Source organism: Streptomyces pathocidini, from assembly GCF_001418495.1.
GTDB lineage: Bacteria > Actinomycetota > Actinomycetes > Streptomycetales > Streptomycetaceae > Streptomyces > Streptomyces pathocidini.
Genome location: NZ_LIQY01000647.1, coordinates 1 through 4549, shown reverse-complemented (window position 1 = coordinate 4549; position 4549 = coordinate 1). Strand labels below are relative to the sequence as shown.

5 protein-coding genes are annotated in these 4549 nt (G+C 69.7%); 1 reads left to right on the top strand and 4 read right to left on the bottom strand.

The window, feature by feature from the left end:
* Positions 1-147: 147 nt before the first annotated feature.
* Both AOK16_RS24020 and AOK16_RS24015 read right to left on the bottom strand, forming a co-directional pair.
* Positions 148-1146 carry an inorganic phosphate transporter gene (locus AOK16_RS24020; RefSeq protein ID WP_055474212.1) on the bottom strand — a complete coding sequence of 333 codons (999 nt, stop codon included), beginning with the start codon at positions 1144-1146 and terminating at the stop codon, positions 148-150.
* Between the two features lie 9 nt (positions 1147-1155).
* Entirely contained in the window at positions 1156-1776 is a 621-nt protein-coding gene (locus tag AOK16_RS24015) for a DUF47 domain-containing protein (RefSeq protein ID WP_055474214.1), read from the bottom strand.
* A 220-nt stretch (positions 1777-1996) separates the two neighbouring features.
* Between AOK16_RS24015 and AOK16_RS24010 the strand changes: the two genes are divergently transcribed.
* Positions 1997-2365, top strand: a complete 369-nt coding sequence (locus AOK16_RS24010) for a metal-sensitive transcriptional regulator (RefSeq protein WP_055474211.1) — start codon at positions 1997-1999, stop codon at positions 2363-2365.
* A 25-nt stretch (positions 2366-2390) separates the two neighbouring features.
* On the opposite strand, the gene AOK16_RS24005 is transcribed toward AOK16_RS24010, so the two are convergent.
* Together AOK16_RS24005 and AOK16_RS24000 are read right to left on the bottom strand one after the other, a co-directional pair.
* Positions 2391-2690 carry a hypothetical protein gene (locus AOK16_RS24005; RefSeq protein WP_055474210.1) on the bottom strand — a complete coding sequence of 100 codons (300 nt, stop codon included), beginning with the start codon at positions 2688-2690 and terminating at the stop codon, positions 2391-2393.
* Positions 2691-2922: 232 nt separating this feature from the next.
* Positions 2923-3798, bottom strand: coding sequence for an SCO4651 family lipoprotein (locus AOK16_RS24000; RefSeq protein ID WP_055474213.1), 876 nt, complete (start codon positions 3796-3798; stop codon positions 2923-2925).
* Positions 3799-4549: the final 751 nt, after the last annotated feature.

Here is a 4549-nt window from a genome sequence, read left to right as displayed (position 1 = left end):
AACCCGCACCCGGCGCACGGCCCCCCACCCCGCACCGGACCGTAACCGCGTCTGAAGCGCAACAGGCCACCTGGACCAACCGGTTTCGTACGCGGCTACACGCCGGTGGCCGAACACGCCCACACCGGAAGGGGAAACGGTTCGGGACTACCCGAAGGCCAGTTGAACGACCCAGTAGCTCAGCGCAGCGACCACGGCTGCCGCCGGCATAGTGATAAACCACCCCGCCACGATGTTCTTGGCGACCCCCCAGCGAACCGCGTTGATCCGCTTCGTCGCCCCCACACCCATGATCGCCGAGGTGATGACATGCGTCGTCGAGATCGGCGCCCCGAACATGAACGACGCCGTGTACATCACCGACGCCGCCGTCGTCTCGGCGGCAAATCCCTGCGGCGGATCCAGCTCGATGATCCGCCGCCCGAGCGTCCGCATGATCCGCCACCCGCCCGCGTACGTACCGAGCGACAGCATCACCGCGCAGACGATCTTCACCCAGACCGGGATCGGGTCCCCCGCGTCCTCGACATCGGCGATGACCAGCGCCATCACCACGATGCCCATCGTCTTCTGCGCGTCCTGGAGACCGTGGCCGAGCGCCATGCCGGCGGCCGAGACGGTCTGCGCGATGCGGAAGCCGCGCTTGGCCTTGTGCGGGTTGGCCCGGCGGAAAATCCACATGATGGCGAGCATCACGAGGTAGCCGAGCACCAGCCCCACCACCGGGGAGATGAACATCGGCAGCACGATCTTCTGGATCACGCCGGACCAGATGACCTCCGTGCCGCCCGCGAGCGCCGCCCCCACCATGCCGCCGAAGAGCGCGTGGCTGGAAGACGACGGCAAGCCGAAGTACCAGGTGACCAGGTTCCAGACAATCGCGCCCACGAGCGCGGCGAACAGGATCCCCATCCCCGACCGGCCGGTCGGGGTCTGGATCAGCCCTTCACTGACCGTCTTGGCCACCCCGCTGCCCAGGAACGCACCGGCGAGGTTCATCACCGCGGCCATGGCGAGCGCGGCCCGCGGGGTCAGGGCCCGCGTGGAGACCGAGGTCGCGATGGCGTTCGCCGAGTCGTGGAAGCCGTTGGTGTACGTGAAGAAGAGCGCGACCCCAATGGTCACGACAAGCGCGAAGGTGTCCATGGCCGGGGGTCAGGACTCCTTGACCGCGATGGTTTCGACGGTGTTGGCGACATGCTCGAAGGCGTCGGCCGCCTCCTCCAGCACGTCCACGATCTGCTTGAGCTTGAGCACCTCGATCGCGTCGTACTTGCCGTTGAAGAGGTGCGCGAGGAGCTTGCGGTGGATCTGGTCCGCCTGGTTCTCCAGGCGGTTCACCTCGATCCAGTACTCGGTGAGGTTCTCCATCGTCCGCAGGTGCGGCATCGCCTCGGCGGTCAGCTCGGCCGCCCGCGCCAGCACCTCGATCAGCTGCTCCACGCCCTTCGGGAGCTCCTCGATCTTGTAGAGGACGACCAGGTCGACGGCCTCCTCCATGAAGTCCATGATGTCGTCGAGGGAGGAGGCGAGGGCGTAGATGTCCTCGCGGTCGAACGGCGTGATGAAGGAGGAGTTCAGCTGGTGGAAGATCGCGTGCGTCGCGTCGTCCCCCGCGTGCTCCGCCGCCCGCATGCGGTCGGCGATCTCGGCCCGGCCAGAGGCGTCCGCTCCGAGGAGTTCCATCAGGAGCTTCGAGCCTGTGACGATGTTGTCCGCGGACGCGGCAAACATGTCGTAGAAGCTCGTCTCCCTGGGGGTCAGACGAAAGCGCACGGTGGGGTCCTCAAGCTGCATCGGATTCGGTCAGGGTGATGCTAGGCGCATCATCCGGCCACACTAACCGGCTTCCACAGTGTCACCCATCGACGAATGCGCCGGGGAGGGGCCCCTGGGTTCGCGGGGAAAAATCGGTACCATATACCCACTAGGGGTATACGACGGAAACAGCTCACACAGACCGGCACACAGCCGCACATCGGACGACGGAGGACCCATGGCGACCACAGAGGCGGCCGACCGCCACACCCCGGAGTCCGAACCCGCCACGGGCACCGGACCGCACGGCTACACCAAGGACAAGGATCAGCACCTCAAACGCCTCCGCCGGATCGAGGGCCAGATCCGCGGCCTTCAGCGGATGGTCGAGGAGGACGTGTACTGCATCGACATACTCACGCAGGTCTCCGCCGGGACGAAGGCGCTCCAGTCGTTCGCGCTCCAGCTGCTGGAGGAGCATTTGCGCCACTGCGTGGCGACCGCGGCCGTTGAGAGCTCCGCTCAGGGGGCGGCCAAGGGCGGCGAGGAGATCGATGCGAAAGTGGCGGAAGCCACAGCCGCGATCGCGCGACTGCTGCGCACCTGAACCCTCTATACGGGGATGGGTCCGATCAATTCGGACCCGGGGCCTCGTCCGCCCTCTCCCACCCCGGGGCCCCATCGGCCCCCTCCTGGTCCAAGGCTTCGTCCACCCTCTCCTTACCCAAGGCTTCGTCCGCTCCTTCCACCCGCTCCGAGGCCTTGGCGGTGCCCGCCACCGTGGCACCCCTCACCCTGAGCACCTCGTCGATGCGGTCGTGGCTGAGCCACTCGCCGTCCGCGCCGGACGCCGCGATCATCAACTCGCCGCACAGCTCGATCTCGGCGAGGGCGTCGCGGTCCTGAACCGTAGAGCCCCTGGACCCGGCCACGCGCGTCACCTCCTCCTAGAGAGCGCTCCCCCGCGCGCCAACCACCGCGCGGTCTCCGGTACGTGTGCGCGTTGCCCCCGGTGCGTATGCGCCCCGGTACGCACGCGAAGCCCAGCCTAGGCACCGGGCACAGGCGCGCGCATGGCACGGACGGACCATTTCCCGGGGGCCCTTGGGCCCCTTGAGCCTCGTTCGAACCGCTCCGCGCCCTGACTCCAAGCCCGCTGAACCGCTACGCCTCCGGGACGGCGATCGCCCCGGAGTAGATGTCCTGTTCGGGCGGCAGCTCGATCGTCACATCGGTCCCAAACCCGTAGAGCACGGTCGTCGACACGACCTCGGCGGCGACGCGCTCGCCGCCGCGCTCGTGCCCGCTGTTGGCGAAGCTGAAGCGGTGGCGCACCTTCCGCAGCCTGCCCTGCTCGTCGAGGTACGCGTCGAACGGCACGACGTCCTCCGAGAACCCCTTCGCCGCGGCGGCCAGCACCCCGCGCACGTGCGGCGAGGAGGCCTTCGCGGCCCGGCCGATGTCGGTGACGCCGCGGTAGTGCCGTACGGTCGCGCCGTCGCCCTCGGCCTTCGCCTCTCCGACATACCGCACATCCCGGGCGCCGCGCAGCAGTTCGGCCGCGGCCATCGGGTCGGTGGCCCCGCCGGTGACCAGGTTCCCGTCGGCGAGCCCGGTCGTGTCCACCCGTACCCACTTGTCGGCGGGCACGCCGGCGCCGCGGTCCTTCATGTAGAGCGCGCCAGGGGTGAGGAGTTCGGTCACGGGCCGGTGCTCCTCCCCGCCCGCCGCGTCCCTCGGCAGCGAGACCAGCAACCTGCCGACCTGCCGGGCATAGTCGAAGGCGCCCTCGCCCCGGATCGTGACGCGCGTACCGCCGGTCGCGGTCTCCATCGACGTACGCGCGCGGGAACTGCCGGAGCGGACCAGCACGTCGGCGGCGCGCCGGACGACGGCGGTCGCAGTCGCGTCGTCCACACTCCCGCGGTCGTCGGCGGCGGCGCCCATGCCGGAACAGCCGGTCGCGACGAGCCCCACCGCGACGCTGCCCATGACGGCGGCGACGGCGCCGCCCTTCCGCCCGTGCCGGTGCACCACCATCGTCATCGCCCGCGAACCCCCTGAAAGACAGCCGGAACGATTCGACTCCGGCCCGAAGCTCGTTCCGCTTAACGACGGTCGTAGGGCCCCCGTCACGGGCGACGAAAAGGAGCGGGTACGACAGAACAAGCGAAGCGGCACCACGGGGTACGGGCAACGGGCACGACCGAGCACGCAACCTGGGGGCGGCCGGGCGCGAACGGGCCGATGCGGGCAGCGAGGCAGCGAGGCAGCGAGGCAGCGAGGCAGCGAGGCAGCGAGGCAGCGAGGCCGAACGAGCCGGTGCAGTGCGGCGGTACGGCGGGGTGCGTACGGGCCGGTGCGGCGGGGCGAACGGACCGCTGCGACCGGGTATGAGGGTGGGGGCGCGGCCGGTACCGTGGGGTCGTGCACGAGCCTGCCGACGCACCCCCGCCGGCCCCCCACGAGAACCACCACACCCACACCACCGACCAGGGCCGCTTCTCCATCGCCCGCTGCAACTGCGGCTGGACCGGCCCCGCCCGCCGAGCCAGGTCAAAGGCCCGAGAAGACGCCAACGCGCACACGCAAGCACGTAACCCGACCTAGCCACACCAGCAGCTTGCCCCGCTCCACCTGGCACTGGGGAGGGGTGGACACAGCAGACCCGCACCCGACCGCCGGCCGCACCCCGTTCCAGAGCGTGACCGCCCGGGCCGCTACCGGCCACAAGGCTGTGGGCTTGCGTTCGGCTAGGGGCGATGGGGGTCCCCCCGGACGGAGTCTGGGG

Coding starts and splice junctions, on each gene's coding strand:
- AOK16_RS24020 (WP_055474212.1), bottom strand. CDS start 1,146: ATGGACACCTTCGCGCTTGTCGTGACCATTGGGGTCGCGCTCTTCTTC.
- AOK16_RS24010 (WP_055474211.1), top strand. CDS start 1,997: ATGGCGACCACAGAGGCGGCCGACCGCCACACCCCGGAGTCCGAACCC.
- AOK16_RS24000 (WP_055474213.1), bottom strand. CDS start 3,798: ATGGTGGTGCACCGGCACGGGCGGAAGGGCGGCGCCGTCGCCGCCGTC.